This is a genomic window from Candidatus Neomarinimicrobiota bacterium (assembly GCA_021157965.1).
Classification (GTDB): Bacteria; Fidelibacterota; Fidelibacteria; order Fidelibacterales; family Fidelibacteraceae; genus Fidelibacter.
The window spans coordinates 109,046-133,029 of the sequence record JAGGVO010000042.1; the positions used below are offsets into that span (position 1 = coordinate 109,046).

At 45.5% G+C, this 23,984-nt stretch carries 27 protein-coding genes; 11 read left to right on the forward strand and 16 right to left on the reverse strand.

Annotation, left to right across the window (positions count from 1 at the left end):
- Position 1: 1 nt before the first annotated feature.
- Genes rimI through J7K63_07120 form a run of 4 tightly spaced genes read right to left on the reverse strand, consistent with a single transcriptional unit; the run spans position 2 to position 3,113 of the window.
- A complete protein-coding gene (gene rimI / locus J7K63_07105; protein MCD6234786.1) occupies positions 2-508 on the reverse strand; it encodes a ribosomal protein S18-alanine N-acetyltransferase in 507 nt (168 codons plus the stop codon).
- Positions 468-1,103 carry a tRNA (adenosine(37)-N6)-threonylcarbamoyltransferase complex dimerization subunit type 1 TsaB gene (gene tsaB, locus J7K63_07110; protein ID MCD6234787.1) on the reverse strand — a complete coding sequence of 212 codons (636 nt, stop codon included), beginning with the start codon at positions 1,101-1,103 and terminating at the stop codon, positions 468-470. The genes rimI and tsaB overlap by 41 nt, the downstream gene beginning before the upstream one ends.
- Positions 1,084-1,545 (reverse strand): tRNA (adenosine(37)-N6)-threonylcarbamoyltransferase complex ATPase subunit type 1 TsaE, encoded by a 462-nt coding sequence (gene tsaE / locus J7K63_07115; GenBank protein ID MCD6234788.1) that lies wholly within the window; start codon positions 1,543-1,545, stop codon positions 1,084-1,086. The genes tsaB and tsaE overlap by 20 nt, the downstream gene beginning before the upstream one ends.
- Before the next feature lie 2 nt (positions 1,546-1,547).
- The gene (locus J7K63_07120) at positions 1,548-3,113 is read right to left on the reverse strand and encodes a response regulator (GenBank protein ID MCD6234789.1); all 1,566 of its coding nucleotides are present in this window, start codon (positions 3,111-3,113) and stop codon (positions 1,548-1,550) included.
- A 133-nt stretch (positions 3,114-3,246) separates the two neighbouring features.
- Here J7K63_07120 and J7K63_07125 point away from each other — a divergent pair, with 133 nt between their 5' ends.
- The 3 genes from J7K63_07125 (at position 3,247) to malQ (ending at position 6,630) form a co-directional block, all read left to right on the forward strand.
- Positions 3,247-4,620 (forward strand): DegQ family serine endoprotease, encoded by a 1,374-nt coding sequence (locus J7K63_07125; protein MCD6234790.1) that lies wholly within the window; start codon positions 3,247-3,249, stop codon positions 4,618-4,620.
- A 126-nt stretch (positions 4,621-4,746) separates the two neighbouring features.
- Positions 4,747-5,142: a hypothetical protein gene (locus J7K63_07130; GenBank protein MCD6234791.1), complete on the forward strand. Its 396-nt coding sequence runs from the start codon at positions 4,747-4,749 to the stop codon at positions 5,140-5,142.
- 12 nt (positions 5,143-5,154) lie between these two features.
- Positions 5,155-6,630, forward strand: a complete 1,476-nt coding sequence (malQ, locus tag J7K63_07135; GenBank protein ID MCD6234792.1) for a 4-alpha-glucanotransferase — start codon at positions 5,155-5,157, stop codon at positions 6,628-6,630.
- A gap of 1 nt (position 6,631) precedes the next feature.
- Here the strand turns inward: malQ and J7K63_07140 are convergent, their stop codons facing one another.
- On the reverse strand, positions 6,632-7,210 hold the full coding sequence (locus J7K63_07140; protein MCD6234793.1) for a GNAT family N-acetyltransferase: 579 nt from the start codon (positions 7,208-7,210) through the stop codon (positions 6,632-6,634).
- A 163-nt stretch (positions 7,211-7,373) separates the two neighbouring features.
- On the opposite strand from J7K63_07140, the gene hflK reads away from it, so the two are divergent.
- The 8 genes from hflK to J7K63_07180 all read left to right on the forward strand — a co-directional run bounded on the left by hflK (position 7,374) and on the right by J7K63_07180 (position 15,028).
- On the forward strand, positions 7,374-8,339 hold the full coding sequence (gene hflK / locus J7K63_07145; GenBank protein MCD6234794.1) for an FtsH protease activity modulator HflK: 966 nt from the start codon (positions 7,374-7,376) through the stop codon (positions 8,337-8,339).
- A gap of 23 nt (positions 8,340-8,362) precedes the next feature.
- Positions 8,363-9,301: a protease modulator HflC gene (gene hflC, locus J7K63_07150; protein MCD6234795.1), complete on the forward strand. Its 939-nt coding sequence runs from the start codon at positions 8,363-8,365 to the stop codon at positions 9,299-9,301.
- A gap of 65 nt (positions 9,302-9,366) precedes the next feature.
- The gene (locus tag J7K63_07155) at positions 9,367-10,023 is read left to right on the forward strand and encodes a peroxiredoxin (protein ID MCD6234796.1); all 657 of its coding nucleotides are present in this window, start codon (positions 9,367-9,369) and stop codon (positions 10,021-10,023) included.
- A 146-nt stretch (positions 10,024-10,169) separates the two neighbouring features.
- A complete protein-coding gene (gene eno, locus J7K63_07160) occupies positions 10,170-11,450 on the forward strand; it encodes a phosphopyruvate hydratase (GenBank protein ID MCD6234797.1) in 1,281 nt (426 codons plus the stop codon).
- Positions 11,451-11,489: 39 nt separating this feature from the next.
- Complete coding sequence (locus J7K63_07165) at positions 11,490-11,780, forward strand: septum formation initiator family protein (GenBank protein ID MCD6234798.1); 291 nt, start codon at positions 11,490-11,492, stop codon at positions 11,778-11,780.
- A gap of 39 nt (positions 11,781-11,819) precedes the next feature.
- Positions 11,820-13,595: a hypothetical protein gene (locus J7K63_07170; GenBank protein ID MCD6234799.1), complete on the forward strand. Its 1,776-nt coding sequence runs from the start codon at positions 11,820-11,822 to the stop codon at positions 13,593-13,595.
- A 7-nt stretch (positions 13,596-13,602) separates the two neighbouring features.
- Complete coding sequence (locus J7K63_07175; GenBank protein ID MCD6234800.1) at positions 13,603-14,247, forward strand: YgjV family protein; 645 nt, start codon at positions 13,603-13,605, stop codon at positions 14,245-14,247.
- Positions 14,240-15,028 carry an inositol monophosphatase gene (locus tag J7K63_07180; GenBank protein MCD6234801.1) on the forward strand — a complete coding sequence of 263 codons (789 nt, stop codon included), beginning with the start codon at positions 14,240-14,242 and terminating at the stop codon, positions 15,026-15,028. Before J7K63_07175 ends, J7K63_07180 begins: the two co-directional genes overlap by 8 nt.
- Positions 15,029-15,047: 19 nt before the next feature.
- Here the strand turns inward: J7K63_07180 and J7K63_07185 are convergent, their stop codons facing one another.
- From J7K63_07185 to J7K63_07235, 11 genes are all read right to left on the reverse strand, one after another.
- A complete protein-coding gene (locus J7K63_07185; GenBank protein MCD6234802.1) occupies positions 15,048-15,527 on the reverse strand; it encodes a septal ring lytic transglycosylase RlpA family protein in 480 nt (159 codons plus the stop codon).
- Positions 15,520-17,364, reverse strand: coding sequence for a tetratricopeptide repeat protein (locus tag J7K63_07190; protein ID MCD6234803.1), 1,845 nt, complete (start codon positions 17,362-17,364; stop codon positions 15,520-15,522). The genes J7K63_07185 and J7K63_07190 overlap by 8 nt, the downstream gene beginning before the upstream one ends.
- Positions 17,365-17,374: 10 nt before the next feature.
- On the reverse strand, positions 17,375-18,295 hold the full coding sequence (locus J7K63_07195; GenBank protein MCD6234804.1) for a hypothetical protein: 921 nt from the start codon (positions 18,293-18,295) through the stop codon (positions 17,375-17,377).
- Positions 18,285-19,223: a hypothetical protein gene (locus J7K63_07200; protein ID MCD6234805.1), complete on the reverse strand. Its 939-nt coding sequence runs from the start codon at positions 19,221-19,223 to the stop codon at positions 18,285-18,287. Before J7K63_07200 ends, J7K63_07195 begins: the two co-directional genes overlap by 11 nt.
- 136 nt (positions 19,224-19,359) lie before the next feature.
- The gene (rplS, locus tag J7K63_07205) at positions 19,360-19,704 is read right to left on the reverse strand and encodes a 50S ribosomal protein L19 (GenBank protein ID MCD6234806.1); all 345 of its coding nucleotides are present in this window, start codon (positions 19,702-19,704) and stop codon (positions 19,360-19,362) included.
- On the reverse strand, positions 19,704-20,429 hold the full coding sequence (gene trmD, locus J7K63_07210) for a tRNA (guanosine(37)-N1)-methyltransferase TrmD (protein ID MCD6234807.1): 726 nt from the start codon (positions 20,427-20,429) through the stop codon (positions 19,704-19,706). Before trmD ends, rplS begins: the two co-directional genes overlap by 1 nt.
- A complete protein-coding gene (rimM, locus tag J7K63_07215; protein ID MCD6234808.1) occupies positions 20,419-20,931 on the reverse strand; it encodes a 16S rRNA processing protein RimM in 513 nt (170 codons plus the stop codon). Before rimM ends, trmD begins: the two co-directional genes overlap by 11 nt.
- Positions 20,932-20,957: 26 nt before the next feature.
- Complete coding sequence (locus tag J7K63_07220) at positions 20,958-21,194, reverse strand: KH domain-containing protein (GenBank protein MCD6234809.1); 237 nt, start codon at positions 21,192-21,194, stop codon at positions 20,958-20,960.
- 26 nt (positions 21,195-21,220) lie between these two features.
- Entirely contained in the window at positions 21,221-21,889 is a 669-nt protein-coding gene (gene rpsP, locus J7K63_07225; GenBank protein ID MCD6234810.1) for a 30S ribosomal protein S16, read from the reverse strand.
- Between the two features lie 11 nt (positions 21,890-21,900).
- Positions 21,901-23,229: a signal recognition particle protein gene (ffh, locus tag J7K63_07230; protein MCD6234811.1), complete on the reverse strand. Its 1,329-nt coding sequence runs from the start codon at positions 23,227-23,229 to the stop codon at positions 21,901-21,903.
- Between the two features lie 136 nt (positions 23,230-23,365).
- A complete protein-coding gene (locus tag J7K63_07235) occupies positions 23,366-23,977 on the reverse strand; it encodes a response regulator (GenBank protein MCD6234812.1) in 612 nt (203 codons plus the stop codon).
- Between the last annotated feature and the right edge of the window lie 7 nt (positions 23,978-23,984).

The following is a 23,984-nucleotide window of genomic DNA, read 5'->3' on the forward strand; positions in this document are numbered from 1 at the left end:
CTCACCTCACCGTACGGCTCATAATCAATGCATGAGCTTTTTCTGACGCATAATAATTTTTACGCATTCCCCTGACTTCAAACCCGAATTTCCGGTAGAGGGCCAGGGCTGCCATATTGTTGTGGCGGACTTCCAGGGTAATTTGCTTGATCCTCAATTCATAAGCAAGATCCATCACATATTCCATCAGACGGGATCCCAGTCCCCGATACCGGTATTCCGGGTCCACCGTAATATTTGTAATGTGAATTTCCGGTGGCAAGAGCCAGATTCCCACATAAGCAACCACTTTATTTTTCATGTCAAGGACCGTCATCTTCGAAATCGAACTCACGGAGAGTTCATATTTAAAATGTTCTCTCTTCCAGGGATCGGCATAACACCGTTCCTCGATTTCCAGCACCCGGTCAAGATCCTCCGGCCTCATGGGGCGGAGAATGCAATCACGCCGGGTATTTCGGGATTCCTCAATCAGATTTCCACCGGACGGGTTCATAATGCGAACCATAATATATTCTAAGTTGATCGTATTGTGTCGTCAGGCTGACAGCGGAATTTCCAAAGACAGCAGCACCGATCCAGGCCGGCATGATGGGATATACATCCTGTGACAGTTCATCAAATATTCCCGGGGCCTGGTTGGATATAATATGCCGGCATCGGGGATAAAAGTCGGAGAATTCCCTCTTTTTCATATAGTGGATATCTTCTTCGTTATCCCCCAGGGTATAGATAAAATCCCGGTGCGAGTGGATAACCCAAACCGTTTTTTCTTCGGCTCCACCTGTTTCCCGGGTTGCATCGCGGAATGCAAAAAGAGTGTTCACGGCGGCCACGGGGATTTGGTGGGCATAAGCTAACCCTTTGACAAAACTCATCCCGATCCGGAGTCCGGTAAAGGATCCGGGGCCTGCAGAAACGGCAATTCCATCAAGCCGGGACACATTCAGGGAATTCCTGAGCAGGAGATCCTTACAGATTACCGCCAGTTTTTCCGCGTGAACCCGGGGTTGAATTAATACTTCTTTATCTTTTTCTCCCTCCGGAGTACAGAGCGAAACGCCACAAACGGGAGATGATGTTTCAACAGCCAAAATTAACATGCCGTTCCTCCGGTGATTCAATGGTGATTTCACGAACATCATCCCGGGATCCGGACTGTACCAACCGGATGCGGATGGTATCCTCCGGCAGGAATTTTTCAATCTTCTGGGGCCATTCCACAACGACGATGCCTCTCATATCCAGGTACTCTTCAAAACCCAGATAAAGGACCTCCCGGGCATCCTTAATCCGATAGCAATCAAAATGATACAGGGTGAGGGTTCCCGGGTATTCATTGATCAAGGTAAAAGTCGGACTCGTCGCTGGTTGGTTTGCCTGAAAAGCCTCTGCAAGTCCGCGTGTCAGGGTGGTTTTTCCTGCAGCCAGATCTCCGTAAAGGGCTATCACATCACCCGGTTTCAGGACCCGGGCAATTTTCCTCCCCAGGGCTTTGGTTTCGTCGGCACTGAATGTCCGGCAAGTTTTTTTATACTCCGCCATCATCATGTCCTGGGGTGTAATACTGCGACCGGTAATATCATTTCGTGCATGGAAATCCCGCCGTGTTGAAAGGTATCGGGATAAATCTTTTCAAATTTCCGCATATTGTTGGGATAAAGGAAAAAGTAGTCACTCCGGGCAAAGATGTAATTGGTAAAAACCTGGGGAGACGGTAAATGAAAGCGCTCCGGATCCCGTAAATAAAGGGCATGTTTATTCGATACTTTCAAATTCCGGCCCACCTTGTACCGCACACTGGTTGTTGTCTCTTTATCCGCCTTGACCAGACTCCCCCTGGCAACCTTCCGGCTTCCGTGATCAGAGGTGACAACAACGGTATAATCCATCTCCGCGGCCTTTTCCAGAATGGTCAAAAGGTAGGAATTTTCAAACCAGTTCCGCACAATTCGCCGGTAGCTTGTTTCATTGGGGACAATCTCCTGGAGAATGTCCGATTCCGATCGCCGATGCGCCAAAATATCCACAAAATTGACGACAAAGGCCAAAAAACGGGTCCCTGAATAATCTGAAAAACGAGCCGCAATCTGATCTCCCTGCTGGGACTGAATTATTTTTTGAAATTTATGGGAAACGCTGCCTGCAATACCCCGTCTTTCCAGGTAATCCTTCAGCAAATCATGTTCATACCGGTTCATACTTTCTTCCGATTCGGGATCGCTGTATAAATCCGGAAATTTTTTGTGGATATTTTCCGGATGGTCCCCGGCAAAAAGGGCATTTCGGCTATATGGCGTGGCAGTGGGCAAAATACTCACATGATGGTGGAGATCGGCATCAAAACGCCGGTAAACAACGGGGGATAACATAAGCCACTGGTCCAGTCGCATACAGTCTATAACCAGAAGCAAAACTTTTCGGTCCTCTTTCAGATAGGGCAGCACATAGGAATCCATCATCTGGTGGGACATGGGCAAATCGGCATCCCCGTTGACCCAGGATTCATAATTGTCAATCACCTGCTTTTCGAAGCGGTAATTTGCTTCAGTAATCTGGTCGTTTAAAATATTTTTTAAATCTTCCCGGGGGGTTTCATCGAATTCGATTTCCCACCGACACAAATCTGTGTGTATACGGGCCCAGTGACGGAGGGAACCTTTATTCTCATTGATCCGATCGTTCATCTCCGCAAAGGTGTTCATATACTGTTGAGCCTGGGTTTCCCGGGTGATATCCGGTCCGTTCAGGTTTTTTTTCAGAGCCAAAAGGATCTGAGAGGGATTGATAGGTTTGGTTAAATAATCAGAAATCTTTCTTCCAATGGCATCTTCCATGAGGGATTCTTCCTCATTCTTGGTAATCATGATCACCGGAAGGGCCGGACGAAGATTTTTGATTTTCTCCAAAACAGCCAGACCGTTCAGGCCGTCCATCATTTCATCCAGTAAAACGGCATGAAAATATTCTTTCCTGATCAGGTCCAGAGCATCCACCCCGTTCGTCGCCGTTAAAACTTCATAACCCTTGTTTTTGAGAAAAAGAACGTGCGGCTTTAAAAGATGTATCTCATCATCAACCCACAATATCTTCTGTTTTTTCAGATTCTTCATAGTTATTAATTTACTTCAACTTTTATACTGTCCCAATGACTTTAAAGACGATCCCCCCAAAGTTCCCGCCCTTGGAACAAATTTCAGAATTTTCTCATATAAGGAAAGAGAAAAAAAAGAAAGGCGGAAAATCATGAAACGGTTACAAACAGCATTACTTCTTCTCATTGTATTTGTCACCCCGATGGCAGCCTCGGTTCTCGACGATTTAAGTTCTGAATTTATCAACGTTGCCGATAAAGTCAGTCCGGCCGTCGTAACAATCCGCGCTGAAAAAGTAGTGCGGCGTCCTGATATTTTTAACGGATGGGAATATGATTTTTTCGGATTCCGATTCCCCCAGAACCGGGACATGGAATTTAAAACTGATATATTGGGTTCCGGTGTTTTAATAGAGGACGGATACATTTTAACCAACAATCATGTCGTGGAAAATGTTGATAAAATAACTGTTCATTTAGCGAATCGGCATAAATACAAGGCGGAAATCATCGGACGGGATCCCAAATCGGACATTGCCGTCCTCCAAATTGACGGGAAAAACCTTCCGGCAGCCAAACTGGGGGATTCGGATAAATTGCAGGTAGGTCAATGGGTTTTAGCTATTGGAAACCCTTTCAGCGACCAGCTTTACAGTACAGTTACCCATGGTATTATATCGGCCCTTGGGCGCTCCCGGGTGGGACTGGTAGATTATGAGGATTTCATCCAGACGGATGCAGCCATTAATCCCGGAAATTCAGGCGGTGCCCTAGTGAATCTGGACGGTGAAGTTATCGGAATTAATTCGGCCATTGCCTCCCGTTCCGGCGGATCCCAGGGAGTGGGCTTTGCCATCCCCATCAATCTGGCAAAACGGGTCATGAAGGATCTGATAGAAAACGGCCGGGTTATCAGAGGTTATCTGGGTGTGCAAATTCAGGAAGTCGATTATGAAATTGCCCGGTCTCTGGGTTTGAAAGAAGTGGCCGGTGCCCTGATTGCCGATGTGGTTGAAAACACACCTGCCGATAAAGCAGGACTAAAAACCGGGGATCTGGTTTTAAAAGTGAACGGAAAAAAGATTTATACCTCTTCAGAGCTGCGGAACACTATTTCTGCCCGCCGCCCCGGAGATAAAGTGACCCTTCGGCTTTTAAGGGATGGAAAAGAAAAGAATATTGATGTAACCCTGGAAGAACTGCCGGAAAACCTGAACCAGGCAATGGAAAGCAAGTCCTTTCAGGATGGTCCCGGTTTTTCCGTTCAGGACCTTGACAAGAACTTGGCCGCAAGATATGGCATAGAAAAAGATAAAGGAGTGATTATCACCGAAGTCCAGTCCGGGTCCGAAGCGGCAAAAAAGGGACTCCGTCCCGGCGATATCATCATCAGGGTCGGTGATGAAAAAATCTCCTCCGTTCGTGAATTCAACAAAGCCTTCGATAAATATGAAAAGGGCGATTCTGTTTTATTGCTTGTTCAGCGAAAAAATCTGAAACTTTTTATTGCCCTTACCATACAATAAGTACTTCTCAAATCCCCTCAATGTTCCTCACAAGGCCGCCCGGATCCGGGCGGCCTTCCTCTTTTTATCCCACCCGTAAACATGATAAACACTTTCATAAAAAGCGTATTTGTTATAATTTGAGTTATGAATTTCCGAACACGTGCCGCATATCCGCTTGATGCAACCATGAAAGAGGCTCTGGGCTATATTGCAGGGGGTATTCCCGCCTTAATAAAACTCCTTTTTCGTTTAGTGAAAGACAGAAGAACGCCGGTTCACATTAAGATCTGGCTTGGTGGTACGATTCTATATCTCATATCCCCCGTCAATTTTTCCTTAAAACGCTTTAAACGTTTCCCTTTGAAAATTATAAACTATCTGGATGACCTGGCCCTGTTACTTATTGTCATACAGAAAATTCTGGATACATGTCCCCATGAACTGCTGGATGCTTACTGGGATTATAAAATTCCCATCATTGAGTGGAAGGATATGATTTACAAGGTACGTGTTGATTTAAAGGATTTCAGACATTCATAACGGAGGTTTTAATTGAACAGCGTTTTTACCCGATCCAGCGGTGTTCTCATGCATATCACATCACTGCCGGGTCCATGGGATACTGGTGATTTTGGAAAAGAGGCTTTTCAATTTATAGACAAACTGCATCAGGCACGGCAAACCCTCTGGCAAATATTACCTCTCTCCATCCCTGATGCTACCGGATCTCCATACGCCAGCATTTCCGCATTTGCAGGGAACCCATTGTTCATTAATCCTGAACGTCTTTTGGAAGAGAGACTTTTACCGGAGGATCGTTATCGTGAGCTTATGTCCACAGACAAACCCCTCGTTGAAAAAAAGAAATTATTACTCCGGGAGGCCCGGCTTCATGCCCGGAGTTACGACAGCACGCTTTCTGCCTTTGCCGAGTTTATTGATAAAAATCACTACTGGCTTATCGATTATGCCCGGTTTAATGTCTTGAAGGATGTGTATCAGAGCAAAGATTGGACATCCTTTCCCGATAAATATAAATGGCGGCATGCCGAAGCCCTTGAAAATCTGGACCGGGAGCACCGGGAAGCGATTCGGCAACACATGTTTGAACAATTTCTTTTTAACCGGCAGTGGAATCAGTTAAAAGAGTATGCCCATGCCCGCCATATCCGGATTATCGGCGATATCCCCATCTTTATCTCACACAACTCGGCCGATGTGTGGAGCCATCCCGATTTGTTCAAACTGGACGACAACGGCCGGCCGTATGTGGTTGCAGGAGTTCCTCCCGACCTCTTCAGCAGTACAGGTCAGCTTTGGGGGAATCCCCATTACCGTTGGGACCGGCTGAAAGAGACGGGATATACCTGGTGGATTCACCGCCTGGAGCACTTGCTGGAGTGCGTGGATTATATCCGCCTGGATCATTTCAGGGGATTTGAAAGCGTATGGGAAATCGATGCCGGTGCAGCCACAGCCCAAAAAGGAAACTGGGTTCACAGTGCCGGCCATGAGTTTTTTCATTATCTTCGGGAACATTTGGGAACCCTGCCCATCATCGCCGAAGACCTGGGTGTAATCACCGAGGAAGTACGAAAACTCCGGGATGATTTTGAATTCCCCGGCATGAAAATCCTCCAGTTTGCTTTTGACAGTGATAATAACCCCTTTTTACCGGAAAATTTCGATACAGATCTTTGCATTGTGTATTCCGGAACCCATGATAACAATACGACCCTGGGGTGGTTCCGCCATGATGCATCACCGGAAGAGAAAGAACGCTGCCTTCAGCGATTGCATTGCGATCCCGACGATGTCCCCTGGAACATGATCCGATACGGTATGGAATCCAGGGCGGTATGGATGATTTCTCCCCTTCAGGATATTCTGGAACTGGACGAAAAAGCCCGGATGAACTTTCCCGGAACAACAGAGGGAAACTGGAAATGGCGAACGGATATGGCCCTTTTTGATGAGAAGCGGATCAACAGATTAAAAAAGCTGACTGAAAAAACGAACCGTATATAAACTAACGGATTTTTTTCCGGTAGTACCAAAAATCCACACCCTGATTCTGCCAGTTACCGAAGCGTTTAATTTTCTCACAGGATGGAAAAAGAAATTCCAGATTATCCTCTTTTTCATGACCGCTGATATAACGAAATCCGTTTCCTGCAAGCCAGTTTGAAAACAGGCGGATCAAAACCCTGGAATAATTTTGCCGTACATATTTGGGATGAATAAAAAATGAATGGATGTACACCGTATCGCCCATACCCCAGTGTGTATCACATTTTACCCAGCTTTCTTTATTGAGAGATTCCAGGGCGATGCCGACAATATAAGCAACCGGCATGCCTTCATGACGGGCCAGAACAGGGAATGTTTTGGGATAATGGAAATATTTCCGGACGGATGTGGCATTAAACCGGGCGTTTTTGTCCGGATCCTCCTCCTGGAGGGCGGACAGGTTAATAATGGCCCGGGCATCCTTGTCGTTAAGCTGGCGGACCAGTTCAAGCTGAAATCCGTCCGGAGTTTTAGCCAGTATATCCACACGGGATGTCTCTTCCTGCTGCTGAAAAAGCGATTCGGTTTGTCCGTTCATATCCCAAATATAATACCCGGAAATCTGAATGAAAAATTTCTTTCCTTCTCCCATGGTAAATAATTCGGATAAAAGCTCCCTATGTGATAGAATAGTAGATTTATAGCAGATCTTCTCATACATTACCATGTTATGAAACAAGAAAATAACAGGAGAAAGAGTCATGAGTCAGAATGATGTACTCCGTTCTTTTACGGATCAACTAAAGATCAATCCAAGAATGATAAAGAGTTTTGTGATTCTTGTGATTGTTCTTCTGCTGCTTTTCACATCCTGGTTTACAGTGGGTGCTGAAGAAGTGGGGGTTATCCTTCGTCTTGGAAAATTCAGCCGTACAGTCAATCCGGGGCTGCATTTTAAAATCCCCTTCGGTGTGGAACAGGTTTTCAAAGTGCCTGTCCAGCGCCAGTTGAAAGAGGAATTTGGTTTCCGGACCCTTTCTCCGGGTGTGCGGTCAACCTATGACACCCGGAATTATGAAGATGAAAGTGTAATGCTCACCGGAGATTTGAATGTGGCGGTTGTGGAATGGACAGTCCAGTACCGGATCGATGATCCTTACAAATACCTTTTCAGGATTCGGAATGCCCGGAGCGCCCTGAGGGACATGACTGAAGCCACGATGCGGGAAGTTATCGGAAACCGGACCGTCGCTGAAATCCTGACCATCGGCCGGGCGGAAGTGGCCAGCACCGTGAAAGTAGAACTTCAAAAAATGGCAAACAGTTACGAAACCGGTTTCCGGATTGACCAGGTGGTTTTACAGAATGTCATGCCTCCGGAACCGGTGAGATCCTCCTTCAATGAGGTTAACGAGGCGCAACAGGACCGGGAAAAGCTTATTAATCAGGCCAAATCAGAATATAACCGGGTTATCCCGAAAGCAAAAGGACAGGCACAGCAAACAATCCAGGAAGCCGAAGGGTATGCCTTAAACCGCGTGAATTCGGCAAAGGGACATGTTGCCATGTTTAATGCCGTATTTGAGGAGTACCGGAAAGCACCTGACGTGACCCGTCAACGCATCTATCTGGAAACGATGAACGAAATCCTGCCCCAACTGGGCAAAAAATACGTCATCGATGAGGATGTCTCCGGAATATTACCCCTGCTGAACCTTGACAAATAAGCAGAACAACAGGAGATAAAACCATGAAAAAGTTACTTTTTCTCATATTATTGATCATCATCGGGGTGGGCTTGTATTCATCCATTTTTATCGTGAATGAAACCGAGCAGGTGATAAAAACCCGTTTTGGTAAACCTATCGGTGAAGCTATTACCGCTCCGGGTATTCATTTTAAAGTCCCCATTTTGGATGTACTGCACTATTTTGATAAACGGTATCTGGAATGGGATGGTCGTCCAAACCAAATTCCCACAAAAGACAAACGGTTTATCTGGGTGGATACCTATGCCCGTTGGCACATCACCGATCCCCTGAAATTTTACCAGCGTTTGTATAACGAGCAAGGTGCCCACTCCCGTCTGGACGATATTATTGACGGTGAAACACGAAATGCCGTGGCTTCCCACAATCTGATTGAAATCGTCCGGAAAAGCAACCGGGAATCTATGATTGATTCAACAGCTCTGGACGAAATTATAGTTCTGGAAGAGATTGAGGTCGGCCGGGAAAAAATCGGAGATATGATCCTGAAAAATGCTCAAAAGCGGTGCGAGGATCTGGGTATTGAAATTCTGGACTTTGAATTCAAGCGGATCAACTACGTCCAGGAGGTTCAGGAAAAGGTCTTCGAACGAATGATATCCGAACGGAAACGGATTGCGGATCGCTACCGGAGTGAAGGTCAGGGGGAAGCATCCCGCATTCAAGGAGAGAGAGAACGGGAACTTCTCAGGATCCGTTCCGAAGCCTATCGTAAGGCTCAGGAAATAAAAGGGAAAGCTGATGCCGAAGCGACGGCCATTTACAACCTGGCTTATAACCAATCATCTGAAAGCCGTAAGTTCTATGAGTTCATGAAAACCATGGAAACATATCAGAACACCATCGACAGCTCAACAACCGTGATACTTTCCACTAAGAGTAAATTCTATAAGTATCTCAAGAGCACCGGAGATCTGTAATCCCTTTACATTCTGTCAATCATATTTTCAAAATAAACAATGTGATATAAAATGAAAGGGATATCATGAATGATGAAATCAAACAGGAAGAAGTCGTAGGATTTCCTCAGCTAAACAAACTTGCCCCACAGTTTACGGCAGTGACAACACACGGAACGCTGAGCCTGTCGGATTTCAAAGGTAAGTGGGTCGTTCTCTTTTCTCATCCGGCAGATTTCACACCCGTGTGTACTACCGAGTTCCTTGCCTTTGCCAAGAAACACGATGAGTTTGTCAAACTGAACACGCAGGTGATCGGACTCAGTATCGACAGTATTTTTTCCCATATTGCCTGGGTCCGGAATATCGAACAGAATTTCGGCGTGAAAATTCCTTTCCCCATCATTGAAGATCTGAAAATGGACGTGGCTAAAAAATACGGCATGATTCAGCCGGATGCATCAGATACTCAGGCCGTACGCGCTGTTTTCTTTATCGATCCGGAACAGAAACTCCGGGCCATGATCTACTATCCCCTCTCCAACGGACGGAACATTGATGAATTCATCAGAATTCTTAAAGCCCTTCAAACATCCGACAAATATGGCGTGGCCACACCGGAAAACTGGAAGCCCGGGGAAAAAGTGATTGTTTCGCCACCCAAAACACAAAAAGATGCTGATAAACGGATGACGGAAAACTATGAAATCACCGACTGGTACTTCAGCAAAAAAGAAATCTGACAAGCGCTGACTCAAATATTCCGCCGTTTGTTTACTGAAAAAGAAAAGAAAAAGGGTTCTGACGTTCGATAAATTATAATTGTTATATTTATTGACAATGTATTAGAAAAACTGTAACTTTTACAATGAAAAAAAGGAGAATCATTATGTCTACAATTGTTGATGTTTATGCCCGGGAAATTCTGGATTCGCGGGGAAATCCCACTGTTGAAGTGGAAGTTTTACTGGAAAGTGGTGCTTTTGGCCGTGCTGCAGTCCCGTCCGGGGCATCTACCGGCGAACACGAAGCGATTGAGCTCCGCGACGGCGGTTCCCGTTTTATGGGAAAAGGTGTTTTAAAAGCGGTTCAGAATGTTAATGATATTATTGCTCCCCGCCTAGTTGGCGAGGATGCCATGGATCAGGCGTATATTGACAACATCATGCTTGAGCTGGACGGCACTCCCAACAAGGAAAGTCTTGGAGCCAACGCCATCTTAGGTGTTTCCATGGCCGTTGCCCGTTCTGCAGCGGATTATCTGGGTGTTCCGTTATATATGTATCTGGGCGGAGCCAATGCCCGGCGTTTACCGGCTCCCATGATGAATATTCTGAACGGTGGATCTCACGCGGATAATAATGTAGATTTGCAGGAATTCATGATTTATCCTGCCGGAGCATCCAATTTTTCCGATGCTCTCCGTATGGGTGTAGAAGTTTTTCATAACCTTAAAAAAGTATTAAAGGAAAAAGGATTGAACACCGCTGTTGGAGATGAAGGCGGCTTTGCACCCAACCTGAAATCCAACGAAGAAGCCCTTCAGGTGATTGTGGAAGCCTGCAAACGGACGGATTACAAATTGGGTGAAGAACTTTTCATCGCGCTGGATGCCGCCGCCAGTGAATTTTATCACAAAGAAGACGGTTTATATCACCTGGCTTCCGAAAACAAGAAACTTACAGCGGCCCAGATGATAGACCTGTATGAAAGCTGGCTTAACAAATATCCCATCATATCCCTTGAGGATGGACTGGATGAAAATGACTGGGATGGCTGGAAACTGATGACTGAACGTCTTGGTAAAAAGGTTCAGCTTGTAGGGGATGACCTTTTTGTCACCAATCCGGTCCGCCTGCAGCGGGGTATTCAGGAAATGAGTGCCAATGCCATTCTGATCAAGCTAAATCAGATCGGAACGGTTACGGAAACTCTGGAAACCATTGAACTGGCAAAATTGCATGGATTCAACAATGTCATCAGTCACCGCTCCGGTGAAACTGAGGATACTTTTATTGCTGACCTGGCCGTAGCAACGGGTGTTGGACAGATTAAAACCGGCTCCGCTTCCCGGTCTGACCGGATTGCCAAATACAATCAACTGCTGCGCATCGAAGATGAGCTCGAAGACCAGGCCATTTTTCCGGGAATCAAAGCTATCCGTCCTTAAATGGTTCGCAGGACGCAACAAAAACTGACGCCACAACTTGTGATTAAGTTGCTGGTGCTGCTCCTAATCATAGCCGTAGTCTCCCTAATTCTGGGAGATTACGGCTTTTATGCCTATTACAAAACACTTCGACAAGAAAAGTCCGCCCGCCAGGAACAGGAATACCTGAGAGCCCTGGAACGGGAAAAGGCCCGGGAGCGGGACCGCCTTGAAAACGATTTACAGTATCTTGAGAAAATTGCCCGGGAAAAATACCGCATGTCCGAAAAAGGGGAAATTATCTACCGGGTGATCGAAAAAAAACCGGAAAAACCCCAGGACAAGCCATAATCCCATTCTCTCATCCACTGTCGACAGGTATATTTGAATATGAAAATCCTCTCTACATGGTGCCTACTCATCGTATGCCTTTTTGCTCTGCCCCGACAGAGTCCGGCAGCTGATACCACATCTGTCCGTCTGTATCAACTCAATCACTATTATACACTCAATGCCTTTTCCCATTTAAGTATGAACACTCCCCATTTTCTCATCAGAGCCAATTACCAAAACAGCAGCAATGTTTATAAAAAGCCCGGCAATCCCACCCGAATAAAACAGGAAAATGCACTGGAAACCCGTTTCCTCTATAAAAAAAATCCCCTCTTTTTTGTAGGCCCATCCTTCCGGGGATATCGGTTGTCCGACGAGCAACACAGCTCAGAAAACGACTATACCAACAGCCGTATCGGAATGTCCGGATTATTCCGTAAAAATCTTTCTCTGTTCGGGAATGCCGGTCTTTTTCGGGAAAAACGCCGGGGAATTCAGGATGTGGGATGGTTTTCCACCCTGGAACTCCTCGACGAGAACCGCAAACGAATGCTCACACCCGCCCTGCGATTTCAATATGATAAAACACCTCACCGCGCAAATTACACCACGGACAACTCCCTTCAGTTTAGAACAGCTTTTATCGAAGATATTTTTAACAATCTGAACCTTCATTTTAAGGAAACCCGCAGGGAATACTTCATCAATCCTTCCGATTTGTCCCTAACTGAGATACGGACCACAAGCACGCGGCAGGTTCAGGACAAGCTCTCTTATATTTTCCCCTGGAAGATCAGGTTTTTATATCATGTCCGTTTTTCCTCCACGACGGATAAACTGGATTTCTACCTGTCCGACAGCTCTGCAACCCGAAAGCGGGACAGCTACCAGTTTCACAATCAATTTGCAGTCATGAAAAGACATGGGGCTTTGAATTTGAGAGGGGAATTCACCATTGACCAAAATCAGGATCAATCCTCGGCCAACCGCGAGGAGATCAGAGTCCCCGCTGATTATAAATACGCCCGGAAAACCATCAATACACAGGCGTCATATAATATCAACACAACCGACAGCCTCTTGCTGCGGTATCAGGTTTCTTTGCTGCATTTTGACACGCCGGACAGCAACAACACCGACGACCGGGATGAACTCAGCTATGTTGTAAATCCCCAACTGAGTATTCGTCTATCCCCCTATATCCGCTGGAACCTGTCCGGTCAAATATATTTGCATCACCTGATTTATCTTCATGCGGGGCGTTCAGGTCAAAATCACTGGAACCGGGTCTATTCTCTCCGGTCCCATTTGAATCTGGCTATTCCAGCCCGGTTGAACTGGTCTTCAACTCAAAGCCTGAGTTCCAATTATTTTGTATACGATTTTGAAGATTCCGCTTTTGTAAATGTGAGCAGCCGGATTTTTCGATCTCTTTATATTGATCAAAATGTGGATTATTTCTTATCGTCAAACTGGGGAATATCCCTCCGACTCAGCGGGCGTTTTGAAGATGACGGTACGCTGGATTGGAACCGTTTGGTTCAGGATAAAAGCTCTGACCGGATACAGGTCAACCAGGAATACCTGATGACGTACCGAAAGAAGTCGATTAAAATATTCGGCGGACCCGTCTTTTCAAAACGGTGGTTTTACCAGAAAGGATTCGATGAACAGTGGTCTCTGATCCATTATGTCTATCGTAAGGGAATCACCGGGGGATGTCAGTTCCACAGGAATGTGCAGTTTAAATATACCCTGGAAGCAATCCGGCAAACCGGACAGAAAAAAGTTTACAATCAAAACGGATTTCTCCAGATACACTTTATATTGTGAGGTTTTCATGAACGTTTCTCTCTACGAATTCATTGGTTATGCAGCCACCTTGATTGTTGCCATTTCTCTGATGATGCGTCAGATTCGGCGCCTCCGCATCTACAATCTGATCGGATCTGCTTTATTTTCCTTATACGGAGCTCTTATCGGCGCCTGGCCGGTGGCTGTATTGAATGGGTTTATTGTCTTAATCAACATCCGGGAACTGATTTCACTCAGCAGGCGGGATATCGTATTTAAAGCACAGAAAGTAGATGTGAAAAATTCCTGGTATCTTGAGTACTATCTGAACTTTTTCCAAGAGGATATCAAACGGATTTTCCCTGATTTTGCCATCCGGGAAGAAGAAAAGTACGAATCTGTCATCATTATGCGGGATGTATTACCTGCCAGTATTGTGATTCTTCGTAAAACAAAAGGGCCCGAAGCCGAAATCATTCTGGACTTCGCCCATCCGGAATTCAGGGACATGCAAAATGCCCGGTATTTTTTCAGGAAAGGCTGCGAGTCCCTGAATCTCGAGGGGAAAGAGTTTTTTATAACACCCGGTATGGAAAAACAGCATATCCGCTTTTTAAGGAAAATGCATTTTAAACCCCATCCCCAAAAAGAGAATTGGTATATTAAAAAAATTGGAGTAAAAAATGTCTGAAGCACAATTGTTCGGCCGGAAAGCCCGGGAATGGATCGTGGCGGCAGGATCCCTGGTAATGAAAGGCATGGAAGAACAATACGCTGTAGAAATGAAAAGCAAAACGGATCCTGTCACCGAAATCGATTTCCGGTGTGAGCAATTCCTGAAAGAAAAAATCATAAACGAATTTCCGGACCATAAAATTCTGGCGGAAGAAAGCGATCCCCTGGAAAACTCATCGGAAATCAGGTGGATCATTGATCCTATCGACGGGACCACCAATTTTTTACACGGTTTCCCCTATTTTTGTATATCCATTGCCGTCGAAAAAGAAGACAAAATACTGGCTGCCGCCATCTATGACCCATACAGGAAAGAGTTGTTTTACAGCGATCCGGAAACAAAGGGAACCTTATTAAACGATAAACCCGTGACCGTAACCCGTACTCAAAGAGTTCAGGACAGTCTTTTGGTAACCGGATTCCCTTACGAACATAACGATATATTTTACAAAAATTTTGTACTTCACCGCCGGGTTTACGAACGGAGTCATGGCGTTCGAAGAACGGGAGCCGCTGCATTGGATTTGGCTTATATCGCCGCCGGCCGTTCGGACGGTTACTGGGAATTTACTTTAAAACCCTGGGACTGCGCCGCCGGAGCCTATTTGGTTGTGAAAGCCGGGGGACGGGTGACCACCGTAAGCGGACAAGACTATTCTCCCTATATTCCAAGTCTTTTGGCAACCAACGGTCTAATACACAATGAAATGTTGGAAATCCTGAATAAAGAAGATTAAAAAACAGAAAACGGATTCTCTATTTCCGATATTTGTTATCCCCAAAAGAAATAACCTGGATATGTACTTTAGCCGTCCCCCTATTTTCAAAGCCCAGGGCTTTTGCCGCCCCGTAAGACAAATCCAGAATCCGTCCTTCTACATACGGGCCACGGTCATTTATTGTAACAACTACAGACCGGTTGTTTTCAAGATTCGTCACACGGATCCGGGTCCCCAAAGGCAGTGTTTTATGAGCTGCCGTAAGGGCATACATATCAAAAATTTCCCCATTTGCCGTCATTTTCCCGTGAAAATCCTCTCCATACCAGGAACTGAGTCCGATCCAGCTCCGTTGATAACTGAGTTCCGGATTTTTATCCACAGGAATCTGCCGGGATGGCCGGGTCTGTACGGTTTTTTTGGGGTTCCCCGGAACAGCCTGATTGCCATACCTGGGCGCTGAACTGCACCCTGCGATATAAACAATAAAAAGAAAAAAGATAAGAGCTCTATTCATGAGTCGATTCATTTGTCTCTTCCCTCTTTATGCTATCCTGTGCCATCTCATCCATAACCAGCTCAGGCAATTGAGTCGTATCCGCTTCCATCGTGGTATCAAGCGTATCATTGGCCGATGTTTCCATAAGCTTTTCAATAATCTGATTTAATTCATTCATGCGTTTTTCGGCGGCACCGGCATATTTTGATGAACCATATAAACTCTTTACCTTCTGATAATAATATATGGCACTATCCAGATCTGAAAATGTCCGATCATATTCCATGGCAATCCGGTACATAACCTGCGCCTGGCTTATGGAATCCAGCGATACTGTATCCAAAAGTGCCTTGAATGCTTTTATTCCCTCCTGGTGGCGGTCCTGGTTAAAGTAGGTTTTCTCGATGTCGAAAATCATGGACTGGTTTTTTTTTCGCTTCAGAGAATCAGGATGTTCCCGTCCAAGATACTGAAGACTGAAAGGTGAATAGGGATATTCCCGAATCAGACGGTTCTTCAACATCTCCGCCCGAAGTGTATCTCCCGTTTCTTTTAACAGATAACTCCAGGTGTTTAAAATCTGGGGAATAAAGGGGTTTTCTTTGAAACGGGTTGTCAAATTCTGATAAATCCCAAGGGCTGAATCGGGACTCTGGAAATTGAAAGCCAGAAACTCAGCTTGCCGAAATTTATTTTTTACATAATCATTGATCACTTTGTCTGTCAGGGAAGTATCCTGTTCAATCTCTGGATTCATCAGCGTGGGATATTCTTCCTCCAGATTCCGTATTTGATTGTTCAGAGAGATAAACTGACCGATCTGATTAATCTTTCCCTGGGCAAGAGTCGCTTCAAGAGAGTTTCGGTTATGTTGCCGGACTGCAATAAAGGCATTCCGGGCACTTTCATAATCTCCCAGCCTGTTTAGATAAATTTCTCCCAACTGGTACGATGCTTTTGCTGCCTGAGGGGTATGGGGATAGTTTTCGATCAGGGTTTTGTAGCGCTGAACAGCCTGATCAATTTTATCCTGCTGTGTATAAACCCGGGCCAGTTCCAGCTCCAGGTCGGGAAAAACCGCTTTATTTTCTTCATTCGCCAGCATCTCTTTTATCAATTCTTCACTTTCTTCATACATCTCCTGTATCCGGTAAATTTTGGCATACTGGAGTTGAACCCGTGTCAACAATAAAGGATCAACAGAAATCTCCTCAATTTCGTGTAATACGGCCGATGCCTTTTCCAGCAAGGAGCGGTCAATGTATATTTGAGACAGCTCATAGAGTAAATTGCTTTTTGACTCGACATCATGAGACATTTCCACAGCCTGGTTAAAATAATCAAAGGCTTTTTTATCTTCACCTCCTTCCAATGCCAGATATCCTGCAAGTGACATGGCTTCACCAAAAAAGGCTTTATTTTTCGGATCGGCAATGAATTCTTCAAGCATTCGAAAGGCAATATCCTTTTCGCCCAGTTCATAGTAACATCGGGCAATCCACAAATGGGATTCAGCATAATAGGGACTTGAAGGAAATTCTATCGTCAGCCGCGAGAACATGGTCCGTGCAATCGTATATTTCTGAAGATGGTAGTTGGATACCCCGGCGATGTACATGGCATCATCAACATAATCTGAATCCGGAAATCTTTCTATCACCTTTTGCGCTTTTAGCGATGCATTTTCAAAAGTTGTATAGGTTGATCGGGATATCTTGCCGTTTTTCTTCAGATCCTCCTCCATTTGTCGCGTGGCTTCGGAAAAATACGTTTTAGCATTGTAAAATGTATTAAAATAAGCACATCCGCCAAGAATCACTAAAAGTAAAATCAGGTAAAGGCGAAGAAAGCGCATAGGGCGTCCTTTATTTATTGGCTGAAAATTTTCCGTTTATCATCATGAATTTTATGTGAGCCGGCTTTTTTAAGGGATTTTCACTGAGAAAGAGAATGTGGGGAGGATATGGTTCACCCGGTTTACAGCCGCTTACATGATCCAGTAAGCGGATGCCGGCTGAAGGTTTCAGTTGGTGCAGGGACATGAATAAATGATCCGTATCCTTGTAAGTCATTAGCAACGAATCATTCGGATCAAGCAGCTCCACTTCCTGAAGAGCTCTGATCATAGGAATGCAAACTGTATCTGTATCATATTCATGGAAATACATGGCCACCAGGTATTGTTGACCTGTTGAATCCTTTTTCATGGAAAAAAGGGGGAATTCATGGTTTTTCCACTGATACAGCCTTTCTTTTTCCCGGGCCGAACAGGAATATTCCATGGATTCCACACCTGTTTTGTGAAGCGAATCCGTTATATTCTCCTGAAAAATCATAAGTCCCTTCAGAGAGAAAGTTCCCGGGAAGACCAATTCCAACACATCCCCTGAACGTATACCTGCACCGTCAGGATAGAGGACAAAGGATATGATGCCTTCTTTCAGCATATCCTGGTAAATCTTCCGGATTATCCGGCCCGGTAATCCGGTTTGCACATAGGGATACTGGCTGTACGAGCTGTCCAAAGTCCTGGGAACCCAGAAATTATTCAGGGCGGGAATCATCCAGAAATGGTTCATATCCAGATATCCGGATTTTTTTTCATACGAAGGCATGGGGAATGTTTTTCCCGAAGTTACAGCCCACATATCACCCGGATTGCTCCATTGTCCTGCTCCCCTGTAAACATGGCCGCAACGGATATACAGGGTGTCGTTTTCGGCAGCCGGGACAAAGCCCGCCAGTATAAAAACCAGTAAAATTGTACAGACAGGTTTACCGAACATAGACTCCTTCAATTACAAGGTGTTCACACAAACCTTTGGCCTCTTTAAAAACGGCAAAGGAAGCGGAATAACCGGGAACTAAAAGACCGAAACGTTTGTCAATCCCCAGAAATTCGGCTGGCAGGACCGAGGCAAGCTGGAGAAAAACCTCCCGTGAAAGCCGGTTCGCCTTTAAAAGGGAATCGGACATGCCGTAAAACCAGCACGCAGGAAACCGGATGCCCGTATTTCCCAGGGTTTCAAACCAATCTGATTCTGCCGACTTTCCCTTCTCATAGGTTTTGAGGTCTTCATATCCGAGGATCATGCGTGTATTTTCGAAAATCATGTCGGACTGCAGGCTGTTTTCCCGAACCACCCACACGCCTTCCCAATCTGAATTCCGAACCAACGTCTGAAATTCCGGTATCCACATTCCGGGAATCTCATGCCACCAGATCTTCCTGCCATTCCGGGTTTGGAAGAGTAACGGCAAACGGCAAGAATCCTCCGGAGCTGCGGACAGATAATCATAAATCCGTTGATACAAGGCATGGATACTTCCCTCCGTTTCGGGGACAGACACAAGCATTCCGAGAGTATCGGGCTTTTGCAGGTTCCGGACTGTTTTCAGCAAAATATAAGGAGAAGCTTTCGAAAGGTAGAGTCCCACCCCCCGTTGGATCATAATCGAATCCACATAATTACTATCGTTGAAGGAAAAAAAATTCAAATCTATCATCACCGGTGTGATATGGAGAGTTGTATCAATGTGATCAACTTGAATGCGTCGGACAGAGATAATCCGGTTTCCGGAATAAGCCAATTCTCCGGGAAAAACATCCCCATTTCCCCGGTGGATCCAGCCGTTGATTCTATCCCGGGGAAGAGCCGGCAGGCATGCAAAAAGACACAAAATCAGACACATGGCCCGAAAAGCAGATTTCATGTATCAATTTATAAAGCTTCATGAGATGAAACAACGATTCAGACATGAAGAATCATGAGAATCACCGGAAAACAGCGGGTAAAAAAAAAGCTCTCCGGTCAGCGGACAGCTTTTTTGATCTATTTCGAGAAAGGGATCAGCGAACTTCTTTAATCCGGGTTGCCTTGCGTCCCTTCAGCTTCCGGATATAGTACAATTTCGCCTTACGGACACGTCCCACAGAAACCCGCTCGATTTTGGCAATATTGGGTGAATGTACCGGAAAGATCCGCTCCACACCGATCCCGTTGGAAATCTTCCGCACAGTGAATGTTGCATTGATACCTGTTCCTTTACGGGCAATGCAGATTCCTTTAAACTGCTGAATTCTCTCTTTTTCTCCTTCCCGTACTTTTACATCCACCACCAGTGTATCACCGGCCTTAAACATCGGAATATCATCGCGCATCTGATGAGAAACGCTGGTATATAATTTATCCATCACACACTCCCTTTACTTTCAATCTTTTTTTGTTCATTGAGCCATTTATCATAAAGGTCCGGTCGTCTTTCCTTCGTCTTTTTTATGCGTTGTTCCTGACGCCACTTTTCAATATTGGCATGGTGGCCGCTCAGGAGCACATCCGGGACCTTCAAATCTTCAAAAATTTCAGGTCTGGTATACCAGGGACAATCCAGAAGGGGATGGGAAAAGGAATCGCTCAAGGCTGAATCCAGGGTACCAATGACCCCGGGAATTAGGCGGATCACAGCATCAATAATCACCAGCGACGCGATTTCGCCCCCTGTAACGACGTAATCCCCAATACTGATTTCATCGGTGACCCATGCATCTCTGACCCGTTGATCAATCCCTTTATAGTGACCGCAAATCATGAGCAGATAAGGCTCTTTGGCAAGGTCTTCAGCCAGCTCCTGAGTGAAAAGTACACCATCAGGTGTGGGAAAAATAATCCGCGGCTTTCGGGGTTTTTCTTCATCCAGGCAGTGGCGGATCGCAGAAAAGAGGGGCTGGGGTGTCATCACCATCCCTTCTCCACCACCAAAAGGGTAATCATCGGTTTTCCCGTGCTTGTTTTCAGAGAAAGGCCGGATATCCCGGGGCCGAATGGATACAATCCCCTTTTCAGAGGCAATCCGGGCAATACTGCTTTCAATCACCGGGACCAGCATTTCGGGAAAGGTTGTCAGAACATCAATCTTCATCCAGGAGTCCTTCCGGTAAATCCATAATGAATTCCTGTTTATCTTCAAGGATATCAACAAGAAAATCATCTGTCAGGGGAACCATTATTTCCTTTTCTCCTTTTTGAACAATGAGCATATCCTGGGCCGGCCAGGATTCGACTCTTAAAATTTCCCCCAAAAAATTCCCCTGCAGATCCCGGATTTCATACCCAACATACCGTGTGTAACCCGTATTCGGATCCTCAATTTCAGGAATCATCTCAGAAGGGACAAAAAGAGTTGCCTTCCTTAATTTATCAGCCTCGTGCCTGTTCGTCACCTGTTTTAATCCAAGAATAATCTTTTGTGGGCGGATTGAAAGGCTGCTGATTTCACTTACCTCTTCCACTGTGGAACCATGTCCCCAGTATACATTTTTCAAAGAACACAAAAATTCTGTATCGACATTCTCGAGTCGTATTAGAAGCCTGCCTTCAAGTCCAAACGGTTTAAGAATGGTACCGATTTTTTTGAAGGACATTTTTCACATCATCTGGCAGTCGAAGATTAACGATCGATAATATCGAGCGTTGCCCTGCGATGTCCGGCTTTGGCGGAGACTGCAGTCAGGAGAGTTCTCAGTGCCTGGGCTGTACGTCCGTTTTTTCCAATTACCTTACCAAGATCCGCAGAGTTGACAGACAGCTCGAAAATGATGTTATTCTCGCTGTCAATTTGACTGACCTTTACATCCTCAGGGTGATCAACAAGATGCTTTGCGATGAATTCAACGAACTCTTTCATTGTCTACCTCGCTCTTAAGGATTCATTCACGATTCAGTTTTTTCTGTTTCCGTTTCAGCTTCTTCTGCATTATCTGCATCAGCCTGTTGTCCTGATTTATTATCCTCTGCTTTTTCAGAAGCGGCTTCTTCTGCAACCTTCTCCTCAGCCTTTTCCTCTTCAGCAGGGGCTTCAGTCTTCTCTTCTTTTTCTTCTGTATTTTCCCCGGTCATCTTTTCAGCAACAGATTCCTCTGTCAGTGTCTTGACATTTTCGGACACCGTTTCTTCTGCTGTTTCTTTTTCAACCGGAGCTTCTGTTTCAGTTTCTTCCTTTACGGGTGCGGCTTTGGGTTCTTTCTTTTCCTTGGATTCTTTTGTTTTCCCTTCTGCCTTGGCCTTTTGGGCCATCTCCCATTTCTGGATTTCCACTTTCTTCACGTCTTCTGATTTGCAGTTCCGCAAGTGCCATTTCAGCATGATACCGAGTTTCGATAAAAGGTTTTTGACTGTATCTGAAGGCTGGGCACCCTGTTCCAACCAATGCATGATCCGGTCCTCTTTGATATTGACGCGGTTTTCATGTTTCAGCGGGTCATAAGTCCCTACCTGTTCGATAAAACGGCCATCACGACGGCTTCTGGAATCTGCAACAACGATCCGAAAATACGGACGGTTCCGTCTACCCATACGTGTGAGACGAATTCGAGTTGCCAAATTTTTCCTCCTTAAAACTGTCCCCGGGGCATGTTAAAGCCCTTTCCGGGTAATTTCATCTTATTCATTTTCTTCATCATCTTCTTCATTTGTTCGAACTGATTCAACAAACGATTCACATCCGATACCTGCGTTCCACTACCCCGGGCAATGCGTTTCCGGCGACTGGCATTGATCACCTGCGGCATTTCCCGTTCTTGGAACGTCATAGAATTTAAGATAGCTTCCGTTCTAATGAAATGATTTTCATCAACTTGGACGTTTTTTAAGCGGCTGAAACCGGGGATCATCTCCACCAAGGATCCCAACGATCCCATTTTTTTCAACATTTTCAGCTGTTTCTGAAAATCGGTGAGAGTAAACTGGTTTTTACGGAGTTTTTGCTCCAGTTTTTCCGCTTCTTTTTCATCCACGGCTCCCTGGGCTTTTTCCACCAGAGAAACAATATCTCCTTTTCCCAGGATCCGGTCAGCAAAGCGGTCCGGATAAAAAGGTTCCAGATCTCCCGGTTTTTCACCGGAAGAAATGTATTTCACCGGTTTTCCTGTCACGGATTTGATAGAGAGGGCAGCACCACCCCTGGTATCTCCATCCATTTTCGTAAGGACCAGTCCTGTCACAGAGAGTTGTTCATTAAATTCACGGGCGGCATTCACCGCATCCTGGCCGATCATCCCGTCTGCCACAAAGAGGATTTCCCGGGGATGAAGGAAGTGCTCGAGAGATCGCAGTTCATCCATCATCTTTTCATCAATATGCAAGCGGCCCGCCGTATCCACAATCACCACATTGGTATTGTCCTGACGGGCTTTATCCATGGCATTCCGGCAAATGGTCAGGGGATTGACCCCCTTTTCGGCATAGACGGGAATATCCGTATCAAGGCCCAGCTTCACAAGCTGGTCAATTGCCGCCGGCCTGTACACATCAGCAGCCACAAGTAAAGGCCGTTTGCCCGAGGATTTAAGGTGTAACCCCAGTTTGGCTGCCAGAGTAGTTTTCCCTGATCCCTGCAATCCCACAAGCATCAGCACGGCAGGGGGAAGTCCTCCCAGATTCAAAGGGACATTCTCTTCACCTAAAATACGGGTCAGTTCTTCATGAATGATCTTGATAATCTGCTGTCCCGGAGTGATGCTCTTCAATACCCGGACACCCAGGGCTTTTTCAGTAACAGCACGGATAAAATCACGTGCAACGGTAAAATTGACATCCGCCTCCAAAAGTGTCCGGCGGACTTCCCGCATAGCATTCTGAATATTGGATTCCGTGATCGTTCCCTGACCTCGGAGTTTCTTCAGAACACCGTCCAGATTTTCACGCAGTTGTTCGAGCATCATTCTTCCTGTTCAGCCGGGAAATATACAAAATCAAAAAGCTCACGTAAACAATGATTTGCACAGGCCCACTAAAGATAGACATCATATATTCACCCGATTCTTCACCTGGCGGTCAAAAATTCTGTCAAAAATGAATTCAGCCGATTTCATCCAAAAGTTTTTCAACTTCCTTGGCTTTTGTTGTCCGTCCGGCTCGTTTATAGCGCGTGATGGATTCTTCAAAATAATCAGCGGCTTTTTCCAGATTCCCCAAGGCTTTCTGTTCCATCCCGGCTTCTCTCAAATACATGGCTGATTCTTCCCACCGACCGTCATTTTTCAAAGCTTCCGCCATTTTTTCAAAATCAATATCCGATTCACCGCCACTGGCACTGGGTTCTTTCCCTTCGAGGGCCGCTTCCAGAGACGGAATGAGTTTTTCATAAATGGCGGATTTCGCCTGGACATCATAAGCACCGGCATCAATAAATGATTTCCGGATGTCTATAGTCAGTTCGCCGGTGAGAGCAATTACCGGAACTTTATCATTGATCCGTTTCATAAGGCGAAGGGTTTTAATACCGTTAATTCCAGGCAGGTTTTCATCCAGAAGTACTACGTCCACTTCGTCTGATTTCTCACGGAAAATGTCAATGGCAATTTCCCCCGTTTCCGCCTCCAGAAAACGAAAGCGGTCATTCCCCAGATAATCAATCAGGGTATCCCTGAGGAGTTTTTTGTCATCAACCAGTAATATTGTCTTTTGCATTTTAGTC

Bases quoted from the DNA above. Each gene is read 5' to 3' on its own strand.
- J7K63_07220 (MCD6234809.1), bottom strand. From the start codon at position 21,194: ATGAAAGAGTTCGTTGAATTCATCGCAAAGCATCTTGTTGATCACCCT.
- J7K63_07170 (MCD6234799.1), top strand. From the start codon at position 11,820: ATGAAAATCCTCTCTACATGGTGCCTACTCATCGTATGCCTTTTTGCT.
- J7K63_07200 (MCD6234805.1), bottom strand. From the start codon at position 19,223: ATGAAATCTGCTTTTCGGGCCATGTGTCTGATTTTGTGTCTTTTTGCA.
- eno (MCD6234797.1), top strand. From the start codon at position 10,170: ATGTCTACAATTGTTGATGTTTATGCCCGGGAAATTCTGGATTCGCGG.
- J7K63_07120 (MCD6234789.1), bottom strand. From the start codon at position 3,113: ATGAAGAATCTGAAAAAACAGAAGATATTGTGGGTTGATGATGAGATA.
- J7K63_07235 (MCD6234812.1), bottom strand. From the start codon at position 23,977: ATGCAAAAGACAATATTACTGGTTGATGACAAAAAACTCCTCAGGGAT.
- J7K63_07140 (MCD6234793.1), bottom strand. From the start codon at position 7,210: ATGAACGGACAAACCGAATCGCTTTTTCAGCAGCAGGAAGAGACATCC.
- J7K63_07175 (MCD6234800.1), top strand. From the start codon at position 13,603: ATGAACGTTTCTCTCTACGAATTCATTGGTTATGCAGCCACCTTGATT.
- hflK (MCD6234794.1), top strand. From the start codon at position 7,374: ATGAGTCAGAATGATGTACTCCGTTCTTTTACGGATCAACTAAAGATC.
- tsaB (MCD6234787.1), bottom strand. From the start codon at position 1,103: ATGTTAATTTTGGCTGTTGAAACATCATCTCCCGTTTGTGGCGTTTCG.
- J7K63_07155 (MCD6234796.1), top strand. From the start codon at position 9,367: ATGAATGATGAAATCAAACAGGAAGAAGTCGTAGGATTTCCTCAGCTA.
- J7K63_07185 (MCD6234802.1), bottom strand. From the start codon at position 15,527: ATGAATAGAGCTCTTATCTTTTTTCTTTTTATTGTTTATATCGCAGGG.
- hflC (MCD6234795.1), top strand. From the start codon at position 8,363: ATGAAAAAGTTACTTTTTCTCATATTATTGATCATCATCGGGGTGGGC.
- rplS (MCD6234806.1), bottom strand. From the start codon at position 19,704: ATGGATAAATTATATACCAGCGTTTCTCATCAGATGCGCGATGATATT.
- J7K63_07195 (MCD6234804.1), bottom strand. From the start codon at position 18,295: ATGTTCGGTAAACCTGTCTGTACAATTTTACTGGTTTTTATACTGGCG.
- J7K63_07180 (MCD6234801.1), top strand. From the start codon at position 14,240: ATGTCTGAAGCACAATTGTTCGGCCGGAAAGCCCGGGAATGGATCGTG.
- J7K63_07190 (MCD6234803.1), bottom strand. From the start codon at position 17,364: ATGCGCTTTCTTCGCCTTTACCTGATTTTACTTTTAGTGATTCTTGGC.
- rimI (MCD6234786.1), bottom strand. From the start codon at position 508: ATGGTTCGCATTATGAACCCGTCCGGTGGAAATCTGATTGAGGAATCC.
- J7K63_07130 (MCD6234791.1), top strand. From the start codon at position 4,747: ATGAATTTCCGAACACGTGCCGCATATCCGCTTGATGCAACCATGAAA.
- rimM (MCD6234808.1), bottom strand. From the start codon at position 20,931: ATGTCCTTCAAAAAAATCGGTACCATTCTTAAACCGTTTGGACTTGAA.
- tsaE (MCD6234788.1), bottom strand. From the start codon at position 1,545: ATGGCGGAGTATAAAAAAACTTGCCGGACATTCAGTGCCGACGAAACC.
- J7K63_07125 (MCD6234790.1), top strand. From the start codon at position 3,247: ATGAAACGGTTACAAACAGCATTACTTCTTCTCATTGTATTTGTCACC.
- ffh (MCD6234811.1), bottom strand. From the start codon at position 23,229: ATGATGCTCGAACAACTGCGTGAAAATCTGGACGGTGTTCTGAAGAAA.
- trmD (MCD6234807.1), bottom strand. From the start codon at position 20,429: ATGAAGATTGATGTTCTGACAACCTTTCCCGAAATGCTGGTCCCGGTG.